Source organism: Tumidithrix helvetica PCC 7403 (assembly GCF_965232925.1).
GTDB lineage: Bacteria > Cyanobacteriota > Cyanobacteriia > Pseudanabaenales > Pseudanabaenaceae > Tumidithrix > Tumidithrix helvetica.
Window position 1 is genome coordinate 36,038 of the sequence record NZ_CBDDRA010000033.1, and the last position, 24,327, is coordinate 60,364.

The 24,327-nt window shown below is 45.6% G+C and carries 22 protein-coding genes and 1 pseudogene; 21 read left to right on the plus strand and 2 right to left on the minus strand.

Annotated elements, in window-relative coordinates; all coding sequences use genetic code 11:
* Positions 1-115: 115 nt before the first annotated feature.
* A pseudogene (locus ACP2WE_RS22400) lies at positions 116-400 on the plus strand (hypothetical protein); the annotation flags it as partial.
* Between the two features lie 91 nt (positions 401-491).
* Positions 492-1,706: a WD40 repeat domain-containing protein gene (locus ACP2WE_RS22405; RefSeq protein WP_425217747.1), complete on the plus strand. Its 1,215-nt coding sequence runs from the start codon at positions 492-494 to the stop codon at positions 1,704-1,706.
* A gap of 62 nt (positions 1,707-1,768) precedes the next feature.
* Here the strand turns inward: ACP2WE_RS22405 and mdh are convergent, their stop codons facing one another.
* On the minus strand, positions 1,769-2,740 hold the full coding sequence (gene mdh, locus ACP2WE_RS22410) for a malate dehydrogenase (RefSeq protein WP_425217748.1): 972 nt from the start codon (positions 2,738-2,740) through the stop codon (positions 1,769-1,771).
* Positions 2,741-2,754: 14 nt separating this feature from the next.
* Positions 2,755-3,657 carry a tetratricopeptide repeat protein gene (locus tag ACP2WE_RS22415; RefSeq protein WP_425217749.1) on the minus strand — a complete coding sequence of 301 codons (903 nt, stop codon included), beginning with the start codon at positions 3,655-3,657 and terminating at the stop codon, positions 2,755-2,757.
* A gap of 256 nt (positions 3,658-3,913) precedes the next feature.
* Between ACP2WE_RS22415 and ACP2WE_RS22420 the strand changes: the two genes are divergently transcribed.
* The 19 genes from ACP2WE_RS22420 (at position 3,914) to ACP2WE_RS22510 (ending at position 24,191) form a co-directional block, all read left to right on the plus strand.
* Positions 3,914-4,099, plus strand: coding sequence for a hypothetical protein (locus ACP2WE_RS22420; protein ID WP_330484352.1), 186 nt, complete (start codon positions 3,914-3,916; stop codon positions 4,097-4,099).
* A gap of 12 nt (positions 4,100-4,111) precedes the next feature.
* The gene (locus ACP2WE_RS22425) at positions 4,112-4,501 is read left to right on the plus strand and encodes a phasin family protein (RefSeq protein WP_425217750.1); all 390 of its coding nucleotides are present in this window, start codon (positions 4,112-4,114) and stop codon (positions 4,499-4,501) included.
* A gap of 317 nt (positions 4,502-4,818) precedes the next feature.
* Entirely contained in the window at positions 4,819-6,096 is a 1,278-nt protein-coding gene (locus ACP2WE_RS22430; RefSeq protein WP_425217751.1) for an AAA family ATPase, read from the plus strand.
* A complete protein-coding gene (locus ACP2WE_RS22435; RefSeq protein ID WP_425217752.1) occupies positions 6,093-6,734 on the plus strand; it encodes a retron system putative HNH endonuclease in 642 nt (213 codons plus the stop codon). The genes ACP2WE_RS22430 and ACP2WE_RS22435 overlap by 4 nt, the downstream gene beginning before the upstream one ends.
* Before the next feature lie 121 nt (positions 6,735-6,855).
* Positions 6,856-7,794, plus strand: a complete 939-nt coding sequence (locus ACP2WE_RS22440; RefSeq protein ID WP_425217753.1) for a bestrophin family protein — start codon at positions 6,856-6,858, stop codon at positions 7,792-7,794.
* A gap of 154 nt (positions 7,795-7,948) precedes the next feature.
* Complete coding sequence (locus tag ACP2WE_RS22445) at positions 7,949-9,943, plus strand: protein kinase domain-containing protein (protein WP_425217754.1); 1,995 nt, start codon at positions 7,949-7,951, stop codon at positions 9,941-9,943.
* Positions 9,944-10,401: 458 nt separating this feature from the next.
* The gene (locus ACP2WE_RS22450) at positions 10,402-11,553 is read left to right on the plus strand and encodes a hypothetical protein (RefSeq protein ID WP_425217755.1); all 1,152 of its coding nucleotides are present in this window, start codon (positions 10,402-10,404) and stop codon (positions 11,551-11,553) included.
* Between the two features lie 270 nt (positions 11,554-11,823).
* Complete coding sequence (locus ACP2WE_RS22455; RefSeq protein WP_425217756.1) at positions 11,824-12,717, plus strand: ABC transporter permease; 894 nt, start codon at positions 11,824-11,826, stop codon at positions 12,715-12,717.
* Positions 12,710-13,507 (plus strand): ABC transporter permease, encoded by a 798-nt coding sequence (locus tag ACP2WE_RS22460; RefSeq protein ID WP_425217757.1) that lies wholly within the window; start codon positions 12,710-12,712, stop codon positions 13,505-13,507. Before ACP2WE_RS22455 ends, ACP2WE_RS22460 begins: the two co-directional genes overlap by 8 nt.
* Positions 13,508-13,651: 144 nt before the next feature.
* Positions 13,652-14,104, plus strand: coding sequence for an ATP-binding protein (locus ACP2WE_RS22465; RefSeq protein ID WP_425217758.1), 453 nt, complete (start codon positions 13,652-13,654; stop codon positions 14,102-14,104).
* Positions 14,101-14,451: an STAS domain-containing protein gene (locus ACP2WE_RS22470; RefSeq protein WP_330483611.1), complete on the plus strand. Its 351-nt coding sequence runs from the start codon at positions 14,101-14,103 to the stop codon at positions 14,449-14,451. The genes ACP2WE_RS22465 and ACP2WE_RS22470 overlap by 4 nt, the downstream gene beginning before the upstream one ends.
* Positions 14,452-14,599: 148 nt before the next feature.
* Positions 14,600-15,985 (plus strand): helix-hairpin-helix domain-containing protein, encoded by a 1,386-nt coding sequence (locus tag ACP2WE_RS22475; protein WP_425217759.1) that lies wholly within the window; start codon positions 14,600-14,602, stop codon positions 15,983-15,985.
* 485 nt (positions 15,986-16,470) lie between these two features.
* A complete protein-coding gene (tal, locus tag ACP2WE_RS22480; RefSeq protein WP_425217760.1) occupies positions 16,471-17,604 on the plus strand; it encodes a transaldolase in 1,134 nt (377 codons plus the stop codon).
* 88 nt (positions 17,605-17,692) lie between these two features.
* Positions 17,693-18,868: a transaldolase gene (locus ACP2WE_RS22485; RefSeq protein ID WP_425217761.1), complete on the plus strand. Its 1,176-nt coding sequence runs from the start codon at positions 17,693-17,695 to the stop codon at positions 18,866-18,868.
* 183 nt (positions 18,869-19,051) lie between these two features.
* Positions 19,052-20,101: a late competence development ComFB family protein gene (locus ACP2WE_RS22490; RefSeq protein ID WP_425217762.1), complete on the plus strand. Its 1,050-nt coding sequence runs from the start codon at positions 19,052-19,054 to the stop codon at positions 20,099-20,101.
* 134 nt (positions 20,102-20,235) lie between these two features.
* Positions 20,236-20,349, plus strand: coding sequence for a DUF5615 family PIN-like protein (locus ACP2WE_RS22495; protein WP_425217763.1), 114 nt, complete (start codon positions 20,236-20,238; stop codon positions 20,347-20,349).
* Positions 20,350-20,546: 197 nt separating this feature from the next.
* Entirely contained in the window at positions 20,547-22,856 is a 2,310-nt protein-coding gene (gene nrdJ, locus ACP2WE_RS22500) for a ribonucleoside-triphosphate reductase, adenosylcobalamin-dependent (protein WP_425217764.1), read from the plus strand.
* A gap of 135 nt (positions 22,857-22,991) precedes the next feature.
* Complete coding sequence (locus ACP2WE_RS22505; protein ID WP_425217765.1) at positions 22,992-23,495, plus strand: NDH complex assembly factor CRR9; 504 nt, start codon at positions 22,992-22,994, stop codon at positions 23,493-23,495.
* A 126-nt stretch (positions 23,496-23,621) separates the two neighbouring features.
* Positions 23,622-24,191 (plus strand): biotin transporter BioY, encoded by a 570-nt coding sequence (locus tag ACP2WE_RS22510; RefSeq protein ID WP_330483945.1) that lies wholly within the window; start codon positions 23,622-23,624, stop codon positions 24,189-24,191.
* Positions 24,192-24,327: the final 136 nt, after the last annotated feature.

Below are 24,327 nucleotides of genomic sequence, written 5' to 3' on the forward strand. Positions count from 1 at the left end.
CAAGATCTGAAACGAAGAATAGGTAAAAGCTCTGAGATAACCCAAGATTCTAAAGCGCAGAATAATTTGTATACTGAGAAAAACATGTCTCTCCACCCATTTTGAGGGCAGGTCTATGATTTCGCAACCGATCGCTTCTCCAGAAATTGACTATCCTGACAGTGACGGCAATCCGATGTCTGACAATACAGAGCAATATCGCTGGATTGTAATTATCGAAGAAAATCTAGAGATTATCTTTGCGGACGATCCGAATGTATTCATCGCAGGGGATCTGGCTTGGTATCCTGTTCGCTATGCCCTAAAACGTACTGCGCCAGATGTGATGGTAGTTTTTGGCAGACCAAGGGGTAGACGTGGTTCTTACAAGCAATGGTTGGAGGATGATATTGCGCCACAACAAAAGCACCAACAAGAACGTCAACGTGCCGAGCGATTAGCTAGTCGCCTTCGAGCCTTAGGTATCGATCCAGATGATGAGGTCTAATTTTTTGACGACTCAGAATTCCAATCCTTCTCACCCCCATTCTCGCGTTCAGCCTAGAAACTTTGATGTCGTTCTAGGGGGACATGCCCCCATGCCATTAGGGAGTGTGGTTTTAGGCGGCATTGCAGGCGTAAAGAGTCGGCTTGCCAGCGTGTCTGTGCCCCAAAGGATTGCTGCCCTGAGAGAAGCGATCGCCTATGGAAGTGCAGGTATCGATTTAGTCTTAGAAGCTTTAGAAGATGAATCTGGTAAAGTGCAACGGGCGGCGCGTTTGCTGCTTTGGCGAATTCCAGAGTCAAGAGTACAAGAGGCTTTAGCGGGTTACAGTCACTATCAGCTCTTTGATTGCCTTCAGACGCTGAATGGACATGGGCAACCAGTGACGGCTCTGGTGATTTCACCCGACGGGCAGACGCTTTTTAGCACGGGGGGAGATAAAACGATCAAAGTATGGGACTTAATCGCTGGTAAAGAGAAAGCAACGCTTAAAGCTCATACACAGTTAGTCAGTTCTCTTACGCTTAGCCCAGATGGAAAGACCTTGGTGAGTGGAAGTCGCGATAAAACGATTAAAGCATGGGATTTATCTACTGGGAAAGTCACGAAAACGATGGCGGGGCATATTGGCTATGTTAATTCCGTCGCGATCGCGCCTGATGGCAACACCCTCGTGAGTGGAAGCCAAGACACCAGTATTAAAATTTGGAACCTCGCTCAAGGGAAAGAACTGCGGACATTGCGCGGTCACACCAACCTAGTCGATGCCGTAGCGATGAGTCCCGACGGCAAACTACTGGCGAGTTGTAGTTGGGACACCACAATCAGGGTGTGGGATCTAGAAACAGGCACGCAAATCTGGGAATTTATCGGACATTCGGCACGAGTGCTATCCTTTGCGATTAGTCCCGATGGCAAGACCCTCGTTAGCGGCAGTCTAGACACCCGCATCAAAGTCTGGGATTTGGTTACGGGGAAAGCCGTTCGCACCCTAGAAGGACATTGGGGTTGGGTAAAGGCTCTCTTAATTAGCAAGGATGGTAAGACCCTCGTTAGTGCTAGCTACAAAGCCATCAAGATCTGGAATTTGGAATCAGGCGAAGAAATTCAAACGCTCAATGGGCATCTGGACTTGATCAATACGATCGCTCTCAGTACTGATGGTCAAACCCTCGTGAGTGGTGGCGAAGACAATGCGATCGGCATTTGGGGAGTGCCTTAACTTGAGATTCCGAGCGCCATCGTAGGGGCAATTCATGAATTGCCCCTACGATGGATAGGATTTTACTTCAAGAAACCCATCGGTCGAAGTTGGTCGATATTTTCTTGCACAGATTTTGCGGAATTATGGAGGGCGGCTAATTCATCAGCGGCGAGATTGAGCTCCACCACAGCGTCCACACCTTGATGCCCTAACTGTACGGGTACGCCCATAAACAGGTCTTTTAAGCCATACTCACCCTGCAAATAGGCGGCAACAGGAATAATACGGCGGCGATTGAGCAAAATCGACTCCACCATGACATAGGCAGCCGAGGCAGGGGCAAAGTAGGCACTTCCAGTTTGCATCAACTTAACGATTTCGGCACCACCATTCCTCGTGCGTTCTACCAGCCGCGCGATCGCGTCGGCATCCATTAACTCAGTAATTGGCACGCCGCTGACCGTCGAGTAACGGGGCAGTGGAACCATCAGATCGCCATGTCCGCCCATCACCATTGCGGTAATATCGGCGATCGAAATGCCCAACTCTAGGGCGATAAACGCTTGAAACCGAGAAGCATCCAGTACGCCTGCCATGCCGACCACGCGATGACTGGGCAAACCGCTGACTTGCCAAGCTAGGTAGGTCATCACATCTAAGGGGTTAGACACGACGATTAGAACGGCATTGGGTGAATGTGCGATCGCTTTGGGAACGACATCCGCCACAATCGAGGCATTAATGCGCAGCAAATCTTCGCGGGTCATCCCAGGTTTGCGCGGCACACCAGCAGTAATTACCACCACATCGGAGTTTGCCGTATCTTCGTACTTGTCAGTCCCGATAATGCTGCGATCGTGTTGCTCGATCGCTCTCGCTTGGGTGAGGTCGAGCGCCATCCCTTGCGACTTCCCTTGCACCACATCGAGTAAGACCACATCCGCCAGATTTTTTTCGGCAAGACGCTGCGCCAGCGTACCACCTACATTCCCCGCCCCAATCACCGTTACACGAGTCAGAGAATCATCTTGAATGCGAGTGGGTTTAAACATAGGTTTAGAACGGCTTACCGTCGGCGTGGAACTGGACGAACGACTGCGGCACTTTCATCGATCAATTTCTTGACAGGAGGTGCTTCTAAAATTGGCTTCGTATCGGCGATCAACTTCTCACCCCAGAGGTTTTCGAGCAGATACTCAGGCTTACCATATCGAGGGTCGATTTTCATGGCTTCCACCCCTAGTTCAATACCTTTGGCGCGATCGCCTTTAGCATAGGTGGCTGCTGCTAGGGCAAGTGTTGGTTCGGCGGCTTGAAATTCTACTTCTTTTGCCTGTTTGAGTGAATTTTGCCAAAACTCTATAGCAGTATCTCGATTGCCTCTCTCATATTCTACCAAGCCGATATTGTTGGTGGCAGCCCAAAACTTTTTGTCTAGAGAAAGGACGCGGTTGAACTGGTCGATCGCCTCGCCATATTTTTTGGTCAAGAAATAGGCATTCCCCAAGTCAAAAATCGCGGAGGGCGAATTTGGGGATAAGGCTAAACCTTTTTGCAAGGTACGAACTGCTGCAGGGAAATCTTTATTGCGGAGATAGGCCGAGCCTAGCGTAAATAAAATAGTCGGCTCATCTGGTTTGAGCTCGTAGGCGGCTGACAGAGAAGCGATCGCTTCAGGATATTTTTCCTTACGCAGGTAGATGCTGCCTAAAATGCCTTGCGTTTGAAATGCTTTGGGGGCAAGTTGTACTGCCAGTCTAGCCCTAGGTAAAGCCAAGTCATATTGTTCAAATTGAGCCAGTTGTGCCGCTTCTCTCGCTAACACAAGGGCTTGCTCCTCCAAATTACCAAAGTTGATTCTGACAGTATGAGGAATCAAAGCTTGAGCGGTTACAGATGCTGTCCCTAAACCAATAACAGCACTACTAGCAGCAGCCAAAATAGCAATCAGACCAGAACGATAGCGCACGGGAGTAACTCTTATGAAACAGTAGTATTTTTTATCATAGCCCGACTTAGAGTATCACATGAGGCAAGTCTGAGAATTTAAAGCCCCAAGATTTACAGTTTAAATATGCGTTTAAACATTGTTCCTACATTAAAGTCCTGCCTTAAAAAAGGGGATTAACCAAGGGGGATTTAGGTGCATGGGTTAAAATTGCAAATAGCCGACGAATTAAAGGCTTTGAACTCTTGTTAAAATTTTTATTGCGTTACTAGACACCATGACTCCTGAAACGATTAAGGGCAAAATCACAGCGATCGCGACGATGCGAGCCTCGCTCGTCCAACTCTCACAACAAAAGAATCTGGGTAACTTAAGCATTGACGTCGCCCAAGCCTTAGAAGAAATTGACGATTTATTACAAGAATTTAAAAAGACGTTCCCTGATTGTTCCATTAATCTTTAGGAGACTTTATACATGAATCCCTTTGGTGGCATTGTTCAAAAGGCATTTTACTTGGGCATGGGTTTGGCTTCTTTAGCCAGCGAAAAAGCAGGCTCGACCCTCGCAGAAATTCGGACGCAGGCGACCAAGCTGGCTGAGGACTTGGTGGAACGTGGCGAAATGACCACAGAAGAGGCGCGGAAATTTGTGGACGATCTTGTGCGTCAGGCACAGCAGCCCATTGGCGAAGGCAAGAGTGACGCCAAAGACGATGGTAAGTCAGGATCGCAGCAAGCCCCTCGCACCATAGAAATTTTCAACGATGATGAGACCTTTGCTGGGGCAAACCCCACCGATGTCGATCAGCTAAAACAAAAGGTGCAAGCCTTACAGGAAGAGTTAAAGCGCATGCAAAAGTCTTAGACCGAAATTTTTGTGATGGCGATCGCACTTAGGCGCAGAAAACATCACCGAAAGCTGGTACGCAGGTCACAGGCTCTAACCCTTGAAAAGTACACAATAAGTCTACTAGCGACGTATCTACAAACTCTGCCCACAAGTTCACACCTGTGGGCTTTTTCTTTGCAAAAAATCTTGCGATTTTCATCGCGCTCAGAATTTTCGATAAAAATCTCGATTAAGCAAACGATCCGATCGCTGTTTTTGGCACTCACACGGACGACCCTACCTGCATTACTAATATAATTTTTAGAAGGGTATCGATTTACTGAGCAAAAATCATGAATATCAAAAACTTGAGGATGCAATCATTTCGCGGCATCAGCGATCTAACTCTAGATTTCGATCCTCATCTCAACGTTCTAATTGGCGACAACGGCTCAGGTAAATCTAGTGTTCTCGATTGCTTAGGGGATTTACTTAATCACATTTCAGAGCTAGTAAATTCACTGTATTACGATCTGGCCAACATCATTGATTTTGAAAAGCCACGACCTAAGAATATTTTTTTGGATGATGATATCGCCATTGGCAACACAGAACTTGCAGTCCAATTGGAAGTAGTTATTAATTCTTGTACATTTCGTTGCCTTATACAAAAAGAAAGTAGAGAGGAACCTTCTAAGGCTTCAATCAAAAGACTAGATCTTGGATCTTCTACTTGGCTACAAAGTTTTTTTTATTCTAAGAGTATACCAATACTGATTTATTACTCAGTTAAGCGTGACATTCTTTTTGAGGATTCTCAAGATTCTCAACAGACCAAGAGTAATAACATTCTTGATGCTTATAATCGTGCTTTTGCAGGTGGGCGGGTTTTTTTTAAAGAATTTTTTGAATGGTTTAAACTACTCGAAGAATTAGAAAATGAACTGATTAGAGATGATCCTACGCACCGAGATAGACAATTAGAATCTGTACGTCAAGCAATATATACTTTCCTGCCAGAATTTAACGATCTAAGAATTCGTCGCCGTCCCGAACTACGTATGACAGTAACTAAGAATGGATCTGAACTTACAATCAATCAGTTGTCAGATGGTGAAAAAAACTTATTAGCAATGGTGGGAGATCTGGCGAGGAGGTTGGCGATCGCTAATCCTGAAATGGAAAAACCTTTGCAAGGTAGTGGTGTTGTCTTAATTGATGAGATTGAGCTTCATCTCCATCCTAAATGGCAGCGTATGATTATCCCCGGACTCATTAGAACTTTCCCAAACTGTCAATTTGTTGTTACAACCCATTCTCCACAAGTACTAGGCGAAGTTAAGAATGGCAAGATCTTTCGACTTACAAATACCGAGTCAGGAGTTACGGCTGACATAGTAAGAACATATGGCAGAGATAGCAACCGCATCCTCGAAGATGAAATGGGAGTTCCTAAACGCAGTCAAGAGATCAAAGATGGGTTACTCGATTTATTCAGATTGATTGATGATGGCAATTTACCGAAAGCGAGAGAGTTACAAGCATTTCTAAAAGAGGAGATCGGATTCGATGAGCCAGAATTTGCTAGAGCAGATGTATTAATCCATCGCAAGGAAGTTTTGGGTCGATGAGGTATATCAGAAAAGGGCAAGAGCCTCCGAGCTTTTCTGACTGGAAAGCACAAGAAAATGATGATTGGAAACCGACCTTTAACACTTTGCGAGGTAAAATCAAATCTGCTGTACATGACGCTTTGCTATCAGAGCAGGGCTATACTTGCTGTTACTGCGGCATGAGCATCACCAAAAATATTAGCCATATCGAACACCTCAAACCCCAGAGTAAGTACAAGGATCTAGCATTAGACTTCAAAAATCTTTTAGCATCATGCGGCATCTCTGAGACGTTTAGCGCAGAATATGAGAATGTCCATCATTGTTTGGAGCATTGTGGCATAAAAAAGGATAATGAACTGCTTGCCGTGTCGCCATTGCAACCAGATTGTGCTGAATTCTTCCGCTATACTGGCTCTGGGGAAATCCGTCCCACAGAAGATTCCGATCGCAAGCAAGCTGCGTTGGATTCGCTCGAAACTTTAAATCTTAACGAGAGCAGGCTCAAGGCTATGAGAGAGGAAGCAATTGATGGAGCTTTACAAGGTATTGAAGAATTAACGAGTGCAGAGCTAGATCTTCTGATCGAATCTTACGAGCAGCCCAATCAACAGGCTTTTAGTTTTGCGATCGCATACATCCTGAAACAATTTTAGCCCTAGCTTCAATGTAGCGTTTCTCCGTGCCAAGTCCTCAAAATGCACATCGCCTTATAAATGGGTATTGGCTTATGATTTGCGGTAGGGTATTTGCGTTGATATCTACATAGGTATTTGCATGATCACAATGGAATGGTTTAGGGTGGCTTTGAGCTTAAAAGGCTCCGTAGCTCCGATTGTATTGCCACGAGTTCTCTTGTTTGGTAGTTTTGGCTTTCTCGTTTCGCTCTGGCATTACTTTTATCCCATGCAGTCAACCTTTGTGTTGGGAGAGTTAGCAGGGAATGTCGTTTATAACTTGGTGCTGGGCTTACTGCTCGTATTCCGTACCAATAGCGCCCACGAACGATATTGGGAAGGTCGTAAGGCATTGGGAGCTTTGGTATTTAACATTCGCAACCTAGCCAGAGATATTCAGTTGGGAGTTCCTAGTTTAGATGCAACCGATCGCGAAGCTAAGCAACAAGCCTTAAAACATTTAGCTGCCTTTGCGATCGCAACCAAACTCCATCTGCGGCAAGAACCAATCGATCGCCAGTTGGAATCTCTGATTTCGGAATCCCAAGCCGAGAAGCTCAAGACCAGCAAAAATTGCCCGTTAGAAATCAGTCTCTGGATTGGTGAATACCTGCAAAATCAGTTTCAACACGATTGCATCGATAGCATTCGTCTCACAAACTTCGGTCAGTTGCTGAATAATATGGTGGAAGGCTTGACCAGTTGCGAACGGATTCTCAGAACGCCGATGCCTCTTGCCTACGCTATTTATTTAAGGCGTTTGATTGTAATTTATTGTATTGGCATCCCTTTCTACCTCGTGAATCGGCAGGAGTGGTGGACATGCCTGAGCGTTGCCATCATTAGTTTTATTTTGACAGGAGTCGAGCAGATCGGGAACGAAATTGAGAATCCCTTTGGTCACGACCCCAACGATCTACCTGTAGATGACATTTGCAATACGATTCTTAGTAATGTCGAAACCGCGATCGCCTACAGTCCCAAAACATTATCGACTCTTACCCTTCCAGACATGGAATTAGCCCCAGTCGATCCATGAAGACTGGAGAGTATAGCAATTAGCGATCGGCTGTTAGCTTTTTTAAAAGCCTTACAATATTAGGAGGAACAATCTCCTATCCCTACCGTCCGTGACTTTAGTAACTTTCGCAAAGTTTGCCCTAGAAAATAAGCCAAGGTAGGTATAGGATTGTATGCAACCAGATTCAGCACAAGGCATTCGTTCATCTAGGCAGTCTGCTATGCAATCCCCGATTCCTCAAGGTTCTGTCTTACGCGATCGCTACGTTGTCAAATCAGTGATCGGACAAGGTGGTATGGGACGAACCTATATTGCACAAGACCTCGAGCGCTTTAACGAAGCCTGCGTGCTTAAAGAGTTTATTCCACCCAGCCAGTCCCCTGACGTCGCCGCAAAGGCTAAAGAATTATTTCAACGGGAAGCCAGCATCCTTTACCAGATCAGGCATCCACAGGTGCCTCAGTTTCGCGCCACCTTTGAGGTTGCAGGTCGTTTGCTGTTGGTACAAGATTATGTCGATGGTGACACCTTTAGAGCTTTGCTGTCCCAGCGGATCAAACAAGGAAATACCTTTTCAGAAATTGAAATCATTACGCTTTTACGTCAAGTTCTGCCAATTCTGAGCTATCTGCACGGTCATGGCATCATCCACCGTGATATATCGCCTGAAAACTTGATGTTGCGATCGCAAGATCAACTGCCCGTTTTGATTGACTTTGGTGTGGTGCAGGCTGCGACGAACCAACTCAACTCCCAAATTGGCTTACCCGCTTCAACCGTGGCAGGTAAATTAGGCTATGCCCCACCCGAACAAATGCAATCGGGGAATGCCTACGCCAGCAGCGATCTCTATGCCTTGGCAGTAACTGCGGTTGTCTTATTAACGGGCAAAGAACCCGCCGATATCTTTGATGGCGACAGTTTGACATGGCAGTGGCAGTGCTATGCCTCCCTGAGTCCTGCATTTGCCCAAGTACTCAACCGAATGCTGAGCTACAAACCCGCCAATCGTTACAGAAGCGCCGATGAGGTCTTGCAAGCGTTACAAATGGCTCAAGCATCTTTGTCCCAAGTTAGAACCTACGCTGTAGCTCGAAACCAGCAAGAGATGGTCGATCCTAGTTTACGAAACACCGCCCAGAATCTCTCGCAAAATACCGTATATGCAGGCGACCTAGGCGGAGTCAATCCTAAGTCATCTAAGGGGAAAAGTGGCGGTGGACTTAATTTAGTTTGGGGCTTTTTGATTGTTGTCTTTGCCGGTTTAGGCTCTTGGGCAATTACCTCGATTTATTTTGAGCGCGGCAGAAATGCAATGGTCTCGCCCACACCTACACCTAGTTCGCTGGATACGCCCAAAGCAACCACCTCACCCACAGTTTCGCCCACACCAACCGTAGCCAATGTAAACAAAAATCTGGAATTCACGCAAGGCGTGCTGGAGGGCTCTAGCCGCGCCGCAGTCAGTGACAAAATTACAGCAGGTCAAACGGTGACCTTTCGCTTTAATGGGGAAAGAGATCAAACCTTAGTTGCATCACTGGGTGGCTTAGGCTTGCAAATGACAATCAAAAACTCAGATTTAAAGCCCTTAGACAGCAAAGCCACCAATAACGAAACGGGCTACTGGCAAGGTAAATTACCCTACAGTGGGGTTTACTTCATTACGATTAGAACGGTGACGGGCGTACCCGATAGTAATTACAGTCTCGAGTTGCAATTAGAAGGGTTAAAGCCAACACTAAAACCCACGCCGACCAATACGCTTTCTCCTTCGCCCACACCAACGGCAACGCCAACAGAGCAGCCCACTGCTAGTCCCACTACAGAACCACCTAAAGGCGATGCCAACGATGGTAGTCGGCGGGTAATCTCTAAGAGAATTGAACTCCCCCCTGGCAGTGTTGGTACAGCGGTTGACGATCAAGTTGCACCCGATGAAGTCATCCGTTATTCAGTGGGTGTTTTAGATAGACAGACGCTCACCGTTGTCGTAGATGGCAGGGTGAGAGTAGAAGTATTTGCACCGAATGGTGGTTTAGTTTGGAATAGTAGCAGTGGCAATGTTCAAGAAATCCCAAATACCACTGCTGGCAACTACAAGATTGTGGTAACCACTGAGCGTAAAAATCCAGCACCCTTTAGGCTGAATGTCAGTGCAAAGTAATTTGAATTTGTCAATTTTGCCAAGTTAAAAAAGCAAATTTACAAGCCCTATCCATAGCATTCTCAAAAAACCTGCGTCACAGATCTTTTGAAAACCGCGCTTCGCGTGGAACTCAAATCTCGATCTGTTGCAAAATTAATTGAAATTGGTATAACGCTAGATTGGGGACTTGAGCAGGTACGAAATCAATGTCCATATTTCAAAGCCAATAAATGTGGCAAGAAAGACAAAAATCGCAATATTGACAATGCCCTTAAGTTTTTCAATCACAAAATTTAAGTCCTTATTTCTAACTGTCGTTTTAAAAATCAATTCCGAACGTAACAATTTAAGATTACTCGGTTAGAGTTGTACTTCTTCTGCCAGTTTTCAAATTTAAGTTTTTAGAAGTCGATCTGTAGTTTTTGAACCGCTTACGCTACACTGATGTGCATTTATGGTAGTGGGGCTAGACTAACGTGAAAGGGGTTCAACAGATTTGCTTTTTCGGTTCGGGATTTTTAACGACTTGGGCATTACTTTCTGGTGTTGCACATGCTCGTTATGTCGTGTTTGTACCAAGTAATAGTCCAACGACTTTACAGTCTGTACGTAGCATTGCGCCATCGGCTTTCTCAACTGTCGTTCAAGGACAGTCAGCAGTTCAAGCAGGCATTTTTAATAACGAAAGTGGTGCAGATAGCTTGGTGCGCTCCTTGCAACAAGCAGGATTACCCGCTCAAAAATTTTTTAGATCGGGCGGAGGCAAAGAACCTGTGGTTCAAACGCCATTCCCTGAAACTCAATCAACACAGACGGTCGTACCTCAGGCGACTCAAGTTACACCTGTGCCCGATCCAGTGCAGTACACTACACCAAGTCAGTACACCACGATACCTGATACACAACAGATTTCTCAGCAGTATTACCCTCAACCGCAGGTAACACAGCAGACTTCTACCCAATATGTGCCACAGGTAGCACCACAAACGATCACTCAACTGGTACCACAAACCGTTACCCAATATGTGCCACAAACGCAGTATGTACAACAAACCCAACTAGTGCCACAAACGGTTACACAACTGGTACCACAAACGCAGTATGTGCCACAGACCCAGGTAGTACCGCAAACCGTTACCCAGTACGTACCGCAGACGCAGATTGTGCAACAAGCCCAGTATGTGCCACAGACTCAAGTAACAACACAGACGATTCCACAGACTCAGTACGTACAACAAGCCCAGTATGTACCACAAACACAGGTAGTAGCACAGACGATTCCACAGACGCAAATGGTGCAATCTTCCTGTCCTCAGGTTGATTGTTCAGCCACAATGGGCAACATGACACAGATCGCTTACAGTAATCCTTCTAATATAGGGGGAGATACCACGAGCAGTTTGAGCCAAGCAAATCCAGCCAATCGTTACGTAACAGCAGTTCCTGCCGCTGGTAACGGCGCTAGCCAGTTAGCGAAAGTACGTCAATATATTCCCAGTGCCTATCTTGCCAACTCAGGGCGAGGCAGCTATGTCTATGCAGGAGGCTATGCCAGTCGCGACAATGCTGAGTCTTTGTCTCACTTTTTACGATCGCGTGGAATCGATGCCAGAGTTATATACTTCTAATCAGGAATCGGTTATCAGTTATTGGTTATCGGTGCATAGGTTATATCTGTAATCTAAACTGACCAAAAACTAGGACTAATTACTAGTAGTCCGTCAACGATTAGTTGATAGGTATACGGAATCCAGAAAGTTTTGTGGGTGTGTTTTTTGAGGGTTTTCACCCCTCAAAAAATTCTTGACAGAACACTAGGGCTAATTGCTAATAGCAAAGAACCTCTTAACTGATAACTGACCGCTGAAAACTAAAAACTTTAACAAATTGAGAAGTCTATGGCAGTAGCGAGCAACCAAGACCCTGCCCTGCGTCAAAAACGCCCACCTAAATGGCTTGAGCCACTCGGCTTACTATTTCCGGGGGCGTTCTGGCTTATAGGGTTTCTTTTGATTCCCACGTTCTTGATTTTTGTCAAAAGTCTTGTGCCTTTAGGCAAACAGGGTTTTGGTATCGAAAATTATCAACGTGTATTTGAGAATATTGGTGGCAATTTTATCTACCTAACCGTGGTAGCGCGATCGCTTGGCTATGCTGGAATCACGACATTCTTTTGTTTGCTGATTGGCTTCCCGGTTGCGTACTGGCTTGCCGTGATTGCCCCCAAACGATGGCAAAGCTTGCTGCTGGTGATGTTTGTTTTGCCCCTATGGACATCCTCTCTCCTACGTTCTTACGCTTGGATTACGATTTTACGCCCCACGGGTCTGCTCAATAGCTTTTTGGGTTTACTGGGCATTCATGGCATTAATCTCCTCAACAAGGCAGAAGGGGTGATTATTGGCATGGTTTATACCTTTTTGCCCTACATGGTTTTGGTTCTTTATACTTCATTAGAAAAATTAGATCTGCGTTTATTAGAAGCAGCAGCGGATCTAGGCGCGAGTTCAGTGCAGACCTTTTTTAAGGTGACTGTGCCCCAAGTGGCACCCGGAATTGTTGCAGGTTCGTCCCTCGTTTTGATTTCCAGCTTTAGTGACTATATCAACCCCCACCTCTTAGGTGGCCCTGCGAGTAGCATGATCTCTTCTCTGATTGAATTGCAGTTTCTGGGAGCAAGCCGTGATTGGGGCTTTGGGTCGGCGATCAGTATGGTGCTAATTTTAGCTGTGAGTATTGTGATTGCCCTAGTACTCAAGTATGGCGATAGGAGTGTTGTCAGCGATGGCTAGCGTTATAAACCCCTCAAAATTAAAAAGTTGGCAGACTTGGTATACAGGACTAGCATTTGTCTACATGTACCTACCAATTACAGTGCTGGCAGTCTTTAGTTTCAACGCCTCTTCTTCCACATCGCGTTGGACGGGATTTACCTTAAATTGGTACACCAAGTTTTTTAACAACCCCACCCTGTTGTCTGCTCTAGGGAGTAGCCTAACGGTAGCATTTACGGCAGTCAGCGTTTCAGCCGTACTTGGCACGCTCACCGCCGTAGGCCTATCGCGCTATTACTTTCCTGGTAAAAGCCTCTATCGGGGGATTACTTTTCTGCCTTTGGTCATTCCCGATATTGCGATCGCAGTAGCGACGCTGGTGTTTTTTGGCGCAGTGCAACTGCCACTGAGTCTAGGCACTATTATCATGGCTCACATTGTCTTTTGTATGGCCTACGTGACTGTGGTCGTTTCCAGTCGTTTGGCTGGACTAGATCCCCGTATCGAAGAAGCTGCTTTAGATCTAGGTGCTACCCCGATTCAAGCTTTTATAAAAGTGCTATTGCCGCAATTGCTACCAGGGATTTTATCTGGATGTTTGCTGGCATTTATTCTCAGTATGGATGATTTTGTGATTGCTTACTTTACGGCTGGTGTAGGTGCAACCACCTTACCAATTGCCATCTTTACTTCCCTTAGAACAGGCGTAACGCCTGAGTTGAACGCCCTTAGTGTTTTACTAATTGTGGCATCAGCAACCATGGCGCTTATTGCCGAATATGTGAGGAATTGGGGAAAAGATAAATAATGTAAGCACGTAGGTCTGCACTTATGTATCCTAAGTATTGTAAACTTCCTTTGTATGTAGCATGGCTACTCTTAGGTTAGGTACGCCTAATCCGCAAGAGAACCTATGTTATATTACTCTTGGCAAAGCTAACTAAGACTCCGCATGAGCGACAAGTCACTGAAGCTGCGAATATCGATCCCTCCAGTAGAAGGGATTGAAGATATTCCCATAGCAGCAATTGAGGTACTAGCTACTAAAATGGGGTTTGAGCCGAATAATGTCCAAGACATTGTTCAAGCTCTGACTGAGGCCTGCGTGAATGCCATTCTTTACAGTACCTCTGAAATGGATGTAGAGATTGCGGTCTTTGCTACATACAATAGCCTAGTTTTGGAGGTTCGCGATCGCGGTCCCGGCTTTAATCCAGATGGCGTTCCTACCCCAGATTTTGACCTCATGACTGAGATAGGGGTCGAAAACGGTGGCTTTGGCTTACATATGATCAAAGCACTGGTTGACAAGGTTGAGATTGAATCCTCAGACCAAGGAACCGTCATTCGTATGAGTAAATTTTTAACTAGTCCTGACGCACATTCTCTGACACCACAATCATGACTCATTCCTCTTTTTTACAAGATGAACTAAAAATATCGGAGCACATTGATGGAGAGCAAGTCATTCTTAAGCTGAATGGCGCTCTGAGCGTAACTACTGTTCCCTATTTTAGGCAAGCAGTTCAGCCCTATTTAGAGCGAAATCTTACTGCCATTGTGCTTGACTTTGAAGGTGTTACTAAAATCGTCAGCCGAGGCGTAGGTGCCGCCATTGACATGGCAGTCCAAGCCAAAAAGCAAGGTGGAAAATTGCGTTTAGAAAATGTTGGCAAATATGGGCGATCGCTCTATATTCAAGGCGTACATCTTGTTGCTGAAGTGCCTGAGCTAGAAGGCTTTGAGCCATAGAGTTTAAGCCATAGACTCGGCTTTATAGATTTTGTGAGATCGATCTTCCAGGTTTCGCAATTGATTATAATTGATAATTAGCATTTGGCTTTTAGCTAAAGGCTAGTTTGTTTTTTCTTGATAATCATTCGCTTGGCTGGTAGGTAATGTGGTAAAGATTGTCAGTCGTAAGCCTCTAGGAAGCCAAGCTGTCTTTGACATTGGGCTAAAACAAGATCACAACTTTATTCTTAACAATGGTTGTGTTGCTTCAAACTGCTTTAACAAATCTCATAGCGTTGCCTACGGCTATGTAACTTATCAGACTGCCTATCTTAAGGCCAACTATCCTGTCGAGTACATGGCAGCCTTGCTGTCATCGGTCAGTGGCGACCAAGATAAAGTTCAAAGATATATTGCAAGCTGCCATAGCATGGGGATTGAGGTTTTGCCCCCAGATGTGAATAGTTCGGGTGTGGATTTTACCCCCCGCGATCGGCAGATTTTATTTGGCTTAGCTGCAATTAAAAATTTAGGTACTGGCGCGATCGAAGTCGTTCTTGCCGCCCGAGATAAAGGTGGGGCATTTAAATCCCTATCTGACCTCTGTAGCCGCATTGACTCCCGCGCTCTCAATAAAAAAGCCTTAGAAGCACTGATTCAAACGGGTGCGTTGGATACGATTCAGCCCAACCGCCACCAATTGATTAGCGATCTAGAAGTTACGTTAGAGTGGGCTTCTCGAAATGCCAAGGATCGAGCCTCTGGTCAAGGTAGTTTATTCGATCTATTGGGGAGTAGCAGTGCAGACTCTGGTTTCGAGCGAGAACCCCATGGGCCAATGGTCGAGGATTTTCCGCCGCAAGAAAAGTTGCGTTTAGAAAAAGAACTTTTAGGGTTTTACCTGTCCGATCACCCACTCAAAGGGGTAAGTAAGTCTGCCAAACTGATGGCTCCGATCAATTTAGGCGATCTGCAAGAGAGTGCAGAGAATCGCACGGTTACAGCGATCGCCTTAATTCTGGAAATCAAAGAAATTATTACGAAAAAAGGCGATCCCATGGCGATCGTGCAACTAGAAGATCTCACGGGCAGTGCCGAAGCCGTAATTTTCCCGAAAGTTTATGCCAAGGTACGATCGCACGTTCAGCTCGATCGCCGTTTGATGGTGTGGGGCAAAGTCGATCGCAAAGACGAACGGGCGCAGTTGATTATTGAGGATATTCAAGCGATCGAAGCCGTGCGAATGGTGCGGGTAGAACTAAGCCACGAACAGGCAATGGATATTCAAGCTTTAAATCGGTTGCGCCAAGTGTTGAGCGAACAGGTGGGGGCGCAAAATGTGCAACAGCCTGTCAAACAAAATGGCTATAGGAATAGCGATCGCCAGAGTGAAACTCAAACTGGAAAAGTCCCCGTGATCGCATCAGTAGAGTACTATTCCAAGCTAGTACGATTTGGTAATCAGTTTTGGGTTAAAGACGATATTTCTACAGTCGAGGCTCTCACCAAAGCAGGGTTTAAAGCCATCCCTGATGCTCTAATTACGCAATAGTTCATCCGCATGGGATGAGTCCAGCCTTCAATGCCCCTTTTCAGCTAAACCCTTGAATTTGCGTCTCAAGACACTACTGCTTGATGGGGATATCAATCGAAAATTTTTAACCCAGTTAGACAAGCACAGCGAAATTCCGTTACAACTGACTTCGATGAATATTTCGTGAGCTGCCAAATTTCTCTATCTGATACCATTTTCAAAAAGATGCGTTGCATCATTTTTTGAAAAGACCGCGCTCTGCGCGGAACACAAAATCCGATCTGTCGCAAATTCAAGAAAAATTGGTATGAGATCTTGCAATATTCTAAAAAAAGCTGTGTAAAGAAGGGCAATTTGGATTGCTAAGCGGCGTTGGAGCCAATAAAGCAATATCTAGGCTAAATGCTTTGACGATCTGTAATTACTGTAAAACTTAATCTGTTTATGAGTAGCTCGACTTATGATTGTGTCAAATGTGCGACATTGGACGAAAGTAAGCGATTATGACAACCAATCACTTAATTGAACTACATAAATATGGGCAGAGTGTTTGGATGGACAACCTCAGCCGTAACATTATTCAGTCAGGACAACTGGCGGATATGGTAATGACTCAGGGAATTCGTGGTATTACGTCTAATCCTGCAATTTTTGAGAATGCGATCGCAGGCAATGCGATTTACGATCGCGCGATCGAAGCTGGAATCAAAGCCCGTAAATCTGTGCTTGAGATTTATGAATCCCTTGTATTTGAAGATATTCAGAACGCTGCCGATATCTTGAGAGGAGTTTTTGATAGTTCGGCAGGGAAAGATGGTTACGTCTCCATAGAAGTCTCACCCTACTTAGCAAACGATACAGAAGGAACGATTGCCGAAGCAATGCGTTTTTGGTCTGTACTCAATCGTCCCAATATCATGATCGAGATCCCTGGTACAGATGCAGGATTTAGGGCTGTAGAGCGGGTAGTTAGTGAAGGTATCCCTGTGAATGTCACCCTATTATTTTCCATTGCCGATTATGAGAAAACTGCATGGGCTTATATCCGAGGACTAGAAACTCGCGCAGCCAAAGGTGAAAGTATCAATATTGCTTCGGTTGCCAGTTTCTTTTTGAGTCGCATTGACAGCAAAATTGACGATCGCTTGGATGCTCGTATTAAGGGAGCGATCAGTGATGCCGAAAGAAAGAACTTAGCATCCTTTAAAGGCAAAGTGGCGATCGCCAATGCCAAGCTTGCCTACCAAAAATACAAAGAAATTTTGACTAGCGATCGCTGGCAAGCGCTTAAAGCTAAAGGTGCAACAGAGCAACGCTTATTGTGGGCAAGTACCAGTAATAAAAATCCCGATTATAGCGATGTCATGTATGTCGATAATCTGGTGGGGGCAAATACGGTAAATACGATGCCTCCTGAGACGATTTTTGCTTGCCTCGATCGCTGCGATATTGAAGATAGAATTGAAATAGATTTAGAAGTTGCAAAGCAAGTGATTGCGAATGTAACTGCAATCGGAATCGATATCGAACAGATTATGTTAGAACTTCAAATTGAAGGAGTGGATAAGTATGTGAAGCCCTTCACCTCTTTAATCAATTCTTTAGCAAGTAAAATTAGGCAGCTTACTCCTGCTTAGACTTTTTTCTGTCAAGAAAGGGCATATATTCTATCGCTCTAAATCATTCTCTATAATCTTTAAAGCAATCACAAAGGAGCTAAATCTCATGGCTAAAAATTTACTCGAACAACTACGAACCATGACAACCGTTGTGGCTGATACAGGTGATATTAAAGCAATTGAAACATTTACTCCCCAAGATGCTACGACAAACCCCTCCTTGATTACGGCTGCGGCGCAGATGCCTCAATATCAGGAAATTGTCGATTTGACCTTACAGCAAGCAAGAACAGAATTAGGAAAGTCTGTTAAACCTGAAGAGGTTATTTCGCTTGCTTTCGATCGCCTCGCAATTTCTTTTGGACTTCGTATTTTAAAAATTATCCCTGGACGCGTATCTACTGAAGTTGATGCCAGACTTTCCTATGACACGGAAGCTACGATTGCCAAGGGTCGCTACTTAATCTCTCAGTATGAAGCAGCGGGAGTTTCTCGCGATCGCATCTTGATTAAAATCGCCTCCACTTGGGAAGGCATTCGCGCTGCCGAAGTGCTTGAAAAAGAGGGCATCCATTGTAACTTAACCTTACTTTTTGGACTCCACCAAGCGATCGCCTGTGCTGAAGCAAGCGTAAAACTGATCTCTCCTTTTGTGGGTCGCATTCTCGACTGGTATAAAAAAGAAACAGGCAAGGTTTATGCTCCTACCGAAGACCCAGGGGTTCTCTCTGTCAGCCAAATCTATAACTACTACAAGAAGTTTGGCTATAAAACCGAAATTATGGGAGCCAGTTTCCGTAATATCGGCGAAATTGTCGAGTTAGCTGGCTGCGATTTGCTCACTATTTCTCCAGCTTTACTGGCTGAGTTGCAATCTACGGTCGCGGAATTACCTCGGAAGCTAGATCCAGCGATCGCATCTCAATCTGATATCGAACGCATCTCCATGGACAAAACTACCTTCGAGCAAATGCATGCAGCAGATCGGATGGCATCAGAAAAGCTCGACGAAGGAATTAAGGGCTTTTCTAAAGCTTTGGTAGTACTGGAGGAGTTGTTAAAAAATCGTCTTGCCCATATCGAGGGAGAAGAAACGCTCAACCATGCTGCCGAGGATATTTTTCATGTATACGATCTAGATGGAGATGGCTTTATCACCCGCGAAGAATGGGCTGGAACGGATGCGGTTTTCGATGCCTTAGATATTAACCATGATGGCAAAATCACGCCCGAAGAAATGGCAGCAGGGTTAGGTGCAGTCCAACAGGTTGCAATCGTTTGATCGTGGCAAATAAAAGTCGTATATCGCACGATATCGAGGCATTCCAAAAATAGCATTGGGGATTTAAGCCTTGACATAAAATTTATGTGAGTTCTCAATACCTAATGCTATAATTCATCACTTAAAAGTGAACGTAAGTCTTTAGATTTAGTTGACTAAACTACACAGGTTTTGGTACGGGCTATGCACAGCTGTAGGAATGCAATTGAAGAATTAGTCATTGAAGAAACCAAAGCGCAGATAGCACGGCTATCGCCTGAGAGGGTTCAAAAAATCGATCCAAGTGAAGTAGTTGCGCATGCTCTAAATCGCTTGCCACCTATGTATGCCACCACTAAAGTTGGCTGGTTACAACAACGCAAACGAGCACTCAACGAGTTGAAACAGCAAATAGAGTCTGCTGTACGTAGAGCTTTGGTTACCGTTAAGCCAGATGCCTTGCGCGACTCTACACCCTTGCCTGCCAAAGAGCTAGAAAATCAAGCTAGATCCTTGTCACAAGTACAGGATATCTTGGGCATATCTACACTGACGTGGAAAGATGTTCCTGAAGCTTTAGAAAATGCTTTGATGACTGTAAAGCTAAAAAGTGCAGTTAGCTATACTTACTTGAACGATGCCAAGCGCAGTACGATTGACGTACAGGACTATATTCGACGCAGTAGAGTTGACGAGATCAACTGGAAGGGCAGACAAACTGGGGTAAAAATGGCTAATCCAGATAAAGAAAGATCTCCAGAGGCAAAAGATTTTGCTACCTATATGCTATCTGCTTCCTATAGTTTCAGTAACGTGCTCGAAAAACTCGTGCTATCGCTAGCATTTCATCAAGTGCAAAAGCTTAATCCTACTATAGGAGAAACTATTGACCTTGGTGAAGTTGTTGCCTATGTGCTCAACCGTTTGCCGCCTATGTATGCCACAACAGAGCGCGGTTATCGACAGCTACGTCTACGCGCTAGGGAAGTGCATGGCAAGCAAGTTGTTGAGACTATTAACGAGGCAATTAGACTAATTTTAGATTCTCCGAATCGAACCAGAGTACCCCTAGCTTTAACAAGGTATGAGGCCGAACAAGAAGAGGCTTTGGAAGATATCAAGTGGATTTTAAAGCGAGATGATATCAACTGGCGTAATGTTGCAACCATAATCGAAGAATCTCTGGGGGAAGCAATATTTGGCGAAATTGAATGGCAGCGTAGACCACAAAAAGCTCCAAACAGTTGGGCTTGAGGCTTTATAGCATTTTCAAAAAATGGCACATTATTGAGGCTAGATGCAACCTACCGCACTACCTATGACGCTCTCTCCGAGACCGTCTTAAGTTATGCTGCTGACCGCAAACACCAAACTCTATTGGTTCAAGCATGAAGCTTCTATTCGATCGTAATCTCTCTCTACGATTGGTTACTCGCCTAGCAGAATCATTTCCTGATTCCAATCATATTTATAAGATTGCTCACACTATACTAATGCTTTGACTCTTTCAGGCATATTACATTTTCGCGATCGCTTCTCAGGCATCATAAAACCCATAACCTAGTGTGGCTCCTAGAAAAAACTAAATCTACTGGTAGTGTTAACAATATTTTTTCAAGACTTGTAACACTATATCTAGTATTTTTTTTGATTTTAGGTGTATAGTCATCTACTAAACCTAAACTGGTAAGACTTGACTATGGTGCGTGAACTTGAACGGGCAAAGCAGGTGAGCCTATTTCCAGACAGTGCTCCTGCTGCCTACCCTGTGTTTTATAGAACCTATAGCCGCAAGCAAAGCGGGCGGCGTGAAAGTTGGGCTGAAGTGTGCAATCGCACCCTGAGTGGGTTAAAGCAGCTTGGCAGTCTCACTGATGCAGAAGCCGAACTGATCGATCGCATGCAGCGGCAAGTAAAAGCCATGACCTCTGGGCGCTGGCTGTGGGTCGGAGGCACGGACTGGATCGAGCGATCGGAAAATTTCTCAGGTGGTTACAACTGCACCAGTACCAATGTTGTAGACTGGCAAGCCTTTGGTCTGATGATGGACTTAGCTATGATGGGCTGCGGTACGGGCGCGATGCTAGAGCCAAAATATACCGAGCAACTACCCGCCATTCGCAATCGCCTCAACGTTAAGGTCGTGGGTGAAATCGGTGCAACTCCTGCGGATGCAAGACGCGATCGCACCGAAGTTAAGTACGATGTCGCGAATAACCAAGTCACCATTCACGTAGGCGACAGCCGCCAAGGATGGGTCAAGTCCTATCAGACCCTGCTAGAACTCTCTACCGACGAGCGCTTCACAGGTGCTGTTGAGATTATTGTCGATATTAGCGATGTGCGTCCTAGTGGCGAACCGCTACGAGGTTTTGGTGGTGTTGCCAATCCTGTCAAATTGCCCAGTCTCTATGCCCGATGTGCTTCGCTTTTAAATAAAGCCTTGGGTCGCAAACTCACCTCCGTCGAGTGCTGCATTCTGATCGACGAAGCCGCAGTCTGTATCGTTGCTGGTAACATTCGCCGATCGGCCGGCATGAGGCAAGGGGATAGCAATGATGCCCAGTTCGCCACTGCCAAAGAGAACCTCTGGCAGCAGGATGCCGAAGGAAATTGGCGCATCGATCCCGAACGCGATGCTTTGAGAATGGCAAATCACACCCGTGTTTTCCATCGCAAACCGACCTTAGAGGAATGCATAGAAGCTGTTCGCAAACAATATTACTCAGGTGAAGGGGCAATTCAGTGGGCAGGCGAAGCGATCGCGCGCTCTAGTGCCGACATTCTCACAAACCTAGAGCTAAAAAAAGAATTCCTTAAGGTTTACGAACAGGGAAGAGATGTGGCGAAGGAATGGCTGAAATCTCAAAAGCCAGAAATGAGCGATCGCGAGGCTGAGCATAGGCTACAGCGTTACGGTCTCAATCCATGTGGTGAAATTTTAGGAGCAGACTTCCATTGCAATCTATCGGAAGTTCACTTAAATCGACTCAATCCTTTGGACGATCGCGAACAAGAAGATGCCTTTACAGCAGCGGCTTTGTCGGTAGCAGTCTTGCTCAATCACCAATTTAACGAACCGCGCTACCAAGAGTCGCGCCTGCTCGATCCGATTGTAGGAGTTTCCTTCACGGGGTTATTCGATTTCTTCGTGCATGCGTTTGGCGTGGAATGGCTAAATTGGTGGACAGAAGGCAGACCCGATACAATTAAGGGCTTGGAATTTAAAGCAAAGGAACAAGCCTATTTGACGCGTTGGAGTGAAATCGTCCATCGTGTTGTCTGGGATTATTGCGATCGCCACCAGATCAAACGTCCCAACCGTTGTACGACCGTGCAACCTAGCGGCACGAAATCCTTACTCACAGGTGCATCCCCTGGATGGCATCCTCCCAAAGCCCAGCGTTTTTTACGTCGCATCACGTTCCGTAAGAATGACCCCGTAGCACTGGCTTGCATTGACTATGGGTATAGCGTGATTCCTTCGCAATCGGATAAAGATGAGAATGGCAATCTATTGAACGATCCCTTCGATCCGAGATGTTCGGAGTGGCTGGTGGAAATTCCCGTAGCGGTGTCTTGGGCTGACCTTGAAGGAGCCGATCGCGTTGACATCAGTAAATTTGATGCCTTCACCCAGATGGACTTCTACATGCAAGTGCAGAAGTACTATACAAAGCACAACACCTCCGCTACGGTGGAACTGCGCGAACATGAAATCGAGTCCCTAGGTACGCGGATTTATGAAGCGATTCGCGATGATGAGGGCTATATCTCGGCAGCACTACTAGCTAGATTTGATGACCTACAAACCTTTCCCCGCCTGCCATTTGAGCCCATCGACAAAGCGTTTTACGATGAGACCATGCAAGGCGTCAAGCAACGTCGTCAAACCACCGACTTCCAAAAGAGCCTCGATCGCTATGACTCAGGTTTCTTAGTAGAGGCTGGGCCTGCGGGTTGTGACTCTGACAAGTGCATGATGCCAGAGGCAAATCCGAATAATTAGGTGGTGTGAATTTTGGGATCTTGTTGCTTCCTTTTGAGGTTCGATCCCTCCAGTAGGGGCAATTCATGAATTGCCCCTACTACTGTTTGTGAAGAAGCGTTCGGTAGAATTAATCTTGAGATATAGGGAGAATAGATGACCGGTCAACAACAAGACTCCATGAAGTTCTTGACGATGGAGGAGGCATACGCGATCGATGGCGCGATGTTATCCACGATGGAAAAGTTCATGACTCGCATCGCAATCTCCTCATTGCGGGTATTGACACATATTGCCCAAGCCTACGGCATCCCTGGTGAAGCCTTACAACCAAGTCAAATTGTGCAATGGATCGAGCAAGATTCGCAGATTCGACGAGAAAAGGGGAAAGATGCAGCTTTTCTGAATTGGGCGAAAGAAGAGGAAGAACTGGACTTTGCCGACGATCGCAACGACGAAGTCACAGGTGCAGCACTATCGAGTGATGAAAAGTTTTTAACGCGCATGACCATTTCCGCGATGCAAGTTCTGATTCCGATTGCCAAGGATTATGGCGTATCGATGGAGACGTTAACCGTCAGCCAGATTATTGCGTGGGTAGAAAAAGATGCCAAACTCAAACGCGAACAAGGGCAAGAGGCGGGCTTTTTACAGTGGTAAGGTTACAGTGGGAAGGTTAATGCCCCACTGCGCGATCGCCGATCGAAAGCTAAACGCTGCCAGCAAAAATCCTGTATGATTTTATGTTGCTGCAAAACTCAATGTTGCTGAATTCTACAAACACTTGTGCCTATCTCCTTACAAATCATGTGGGCAGTGACAGGGCTGCTGCTCACCATTGCTAGCACATTTATCCAGCCCTCCATGCTGATTCCTTCTTGGTCTGGGCAAGGAGATAGCGTTATCGTGCAGCAGGTTAGCGTCACCATGCAAATTGGGGCAGTGCTGCTCACAGGTTGTCTAGGTGGTAGAAATGCAGCAATTCTCTCCCAAATCGCTTATATTCTTTTGGGATTGAGTGGTTTTGGCGTATTTTATCAAGGGGGTGGCTTGGGGTATTTGCGATCGCCGACCTTTGGCTACCTATTAGGTTTTATTCCTGGGGCATGGCTCTGCGGTTTTCTGGCATTTTTGCGCCCCAATAGCCTTGGCAGAATGGCGATCAGTGGTTTAGGTGGTTTGTTGGCAATTCATCTGGTGGGGATTGTTTATCTTGTTTGTGTGACCGTTCCCAACTGGCAAAAACTTCAAACCTTTTTCTTCCAATATTCAGTCCAAGCCATTCCTGGGCAAATTTTAATTCTCTGCGCTACGGCTGTAATCGCCACATTGACCCGCCGCCTTTTGTTTTACTAAACAATTTAGCCTGTTTCTCATACCAATTTAAAGGCGTAGGATAACAGATAGACTAAACTAGAGAAAAAAGTATAAAGGCAGAAGTAAGATGGCAGGGAAAACAGCGATCGTCATCAAAGAAACAGAACAAGAACTA